The sequence below is a fragment of the Rudaea sp. genome (assembly GCF_036383415.1).
Classification (GTDB): Bacteria; Pseudomonadota; Gammaproteobacteria; order Xanthomonadales; family Rhodanobacteraceae; genus Rudaea.
The window spans coordinates 1-2,377 of the sequence record NZ_DASVOK010000423.1; the positions used below are offsets into that span (position 1 = coordinate 1).

Annotated in this window: 3 protein-coding genes; all 3 read left to right on the top strand. The window is 67.9% G+C overall.

Translation table 11 applies throughout. The features are described from left to right. Positions 1–380: NAD(P)H:quinone oxidoreductase (gene wrbA, locus VF497_RS15460; RefSeq protein ID WP_330890325.1), on the top strand; the 380-nt coding region annotated here is incomplete at its 5' end. Continuing rightward, positions 377–718 (top strand): DUF2069 domain-containing protein, encoded by a 342-nt coding sequence (locus VF497_RS15465; protein WP_330890327.1) that lies wholly within the window; start codon positions 377–379, stop codon positions 716–718. The genes wrbA and VF497_RS15465, both read left to right, overlap by 4 nt. A 16-nt stretch (positions 719–734) precedes the next feature. Next, the gene (locus tag VF497_RS15470) at positions 735–2,348 is read left to right on the top strand and encodes an acyl-CoA dehydrogenase family protein (protein WP_330890329.1); all 1,614 of its coding nucleotides are present in this window, start codon (positions 735–737) and stop codon (positions 2,346–2,348) included. Positions 2,349–2,377 lie beyond the last annotated feature (29 nt).

Consider the following 2,377-nt stretch of genomic DNA (forward strand, 5'->3'; position numbering starts at 1 on the left):
TGATCCTCGGCAGCCCGACGCGCTTCGGCAACATGGCCGCGCCGCTCAAGCATTTCCTCGATTCGACCGGCGCGGAATGGGCTTCCGGCGCGCTCGTCGGCAAGCCGGCCGCTGCGTTCACCTCGACCGGAACGACGCACGGCGGCCAGGAGGCCACCCTGCTCACAATGCTGCTGCCACTGCTGCATCACGGCGCGCTGATCGTCGGTCTGCCGTTCACCGAAGCCGCGCTCAACGCGACGCGCGCTGGCGGCACGCCTTACGGCGCCAGCCATGTCGCCGGCACCAGTGGCGAACGTGCCATCGGCGAGGAAGCTAAAATCCTAGCGCGCGTGCTCGGCCGCCGCGTCGCGACGATCGCAGCAAAGCTCACCGCATGAATTCCGCGTTGCGCACCGCCGTCGGCGCGTTGATCGCGCTGCTCATCCTGCAGCCTCTCTGGCATGCGTGGCTGGCGCCGGCGAAACCGCAGCTTCTCGCTCCCGCTCTCGTGCTCGCGATGACGCCGCTGCTGCTCAGCCTGTGGATCGCCGCGAAGTCGCTGCGCCGCGGCGTGCTGATCGGCGGCATGGCCTGCCTGTTTTATTTCTCGCACGGCATCAGCGAACTGTGGAGCGGCGCGCTGCCGCGCTGGCCTGCGGCCGTCGAGATCGTGCTCGCCCTGGTCGTCGTGCTGGCGCTGGGGTGGGACGTACGCGCGAGCAAACGCAAACCGTGACGACGAGGAATCGACCATGTCGTTCGTGCAAACCGCTCCCCGACTCGGCAATCAATATCGCGATGACGCGCTGCTGCGTTCGTATCTGCGGCGCGCGCTGAACGCGCAGACGCTGGCCGCGATCGAACCCGACCTGGATGCGCTCGGGCAGTTCGCGGCCGAGGCCTGGCTTGCGGCACGCGCGCACGTCGATGAGGAGCCGACGCTGACGCACTGGGACGCCTGGGGCAATCGCATCGACCGCATCGAGCTAACACACGCCTGGAGCGAAGCGGCGCCCCTCGCTGCGCGCTACGGCCTCGTCGCCGCCGGTCACGAAGCGACGCACGGCGCAGCAGCACGCGTGCACCAATTTGCACTTGTATACCTTTACCATTGCGCGAGCGAGTTCCACTCCTGCCCGCTCGCGATGAGCGACGGCGCGGCGACTGCGATCAAGGCCTCGGGCAATGCCGAACTGGCAGCACATGCACTGCCACATCTGCTGAGCCGCGACCCCGCGCAGCACTGGATCAGCGGCCAGTGGATGACCGAAAACACGGGCGGCTCCGATGTCTCGAACAGCGAAACCGTCGCACACCTCGTCGACGGCGAATGGCGATTGTACGGGCGCAAATGGTTCACCTCGGCGATCAACGCGCAGATGGCGCTCGCGCTCGCGCGGCCCGAAGGCGCCGCGGCCGGTGCCGACGGCCTCGCCCTGTTCTACCTCGAACCGCGCGATGCGCAGGGCTGCTGGCGGAACATCCGCCTTGACCGGCTCAAAGACAAACTTGGTACGCGCGAGCTGCCGACCGCGGAAATCCATCTGGAAGGCACACCCGCGCGACTCGTCGCGGGAGCCGATCACGGCGTGCGCGCGATCGCGCCGATGCTAAATGTCACGCGTACCTGGAACGCGATCTGCGCCGTGGCGACGATGCGCCGCGCGCTTGCGCTTGCCGAGGACTACGCGCAGCATCGCCGCGCATTCGGCAAGCCACTCGCCGAGCAGCCGCTGCATCGCGCCACGCTGGCAAATCTGCGCGCGCAATTCGAAGCCGCGTTCCATTTGAGTTTCCACGTCGCCGAATTGCTCGGCATCGCGCAGACCGGAGACGCGAGCGAAGCGCAACTCAATCGCCTGCGCCTGCTGACGCCGCTGGCCAAGCTGTGGACCGGCAAACTCGCTGTGGCGATTGCCTCCGAATGCTGCGAAAGCTTCGGCGGTGCCGGCTACCTCGAAGATACGGGCATGCCGCAACTGCTGCGCGACGCGCAGGTGTTCCCGATCTGGGAAGGCACGACCAACGTGCTCGCGCTCGACTTCCTGCGCGCGCTGGGTGGTGTGGGCGGCGCGCGGACGTTGCTCGACGCGCAAACCGAATGGCATGCACAGATCCAATCCGCCGAGCTGGCGGCGTGTGTGCAGGTCGCCGACGCACGGGCGCGCAACGCGGCCGCGCGGCTGCAATCGCTCGCGAACGACCGCGACGCGCTCGAAGCGCAGGCACGCGACCTCGCCTTCACCTTCGCGCAAAGCCTCGCGCTGAGCCTGCAGGCGCGCCACGCGGACTGGGCGCTGCGCAACGAGAACGATGGCGCACGTGTCGCCGCGGCGCGGCGCTTCGCCTGCTTGTCGTCCATTTGAGTAGCACGATTACATCGTGCTCGCCGCGT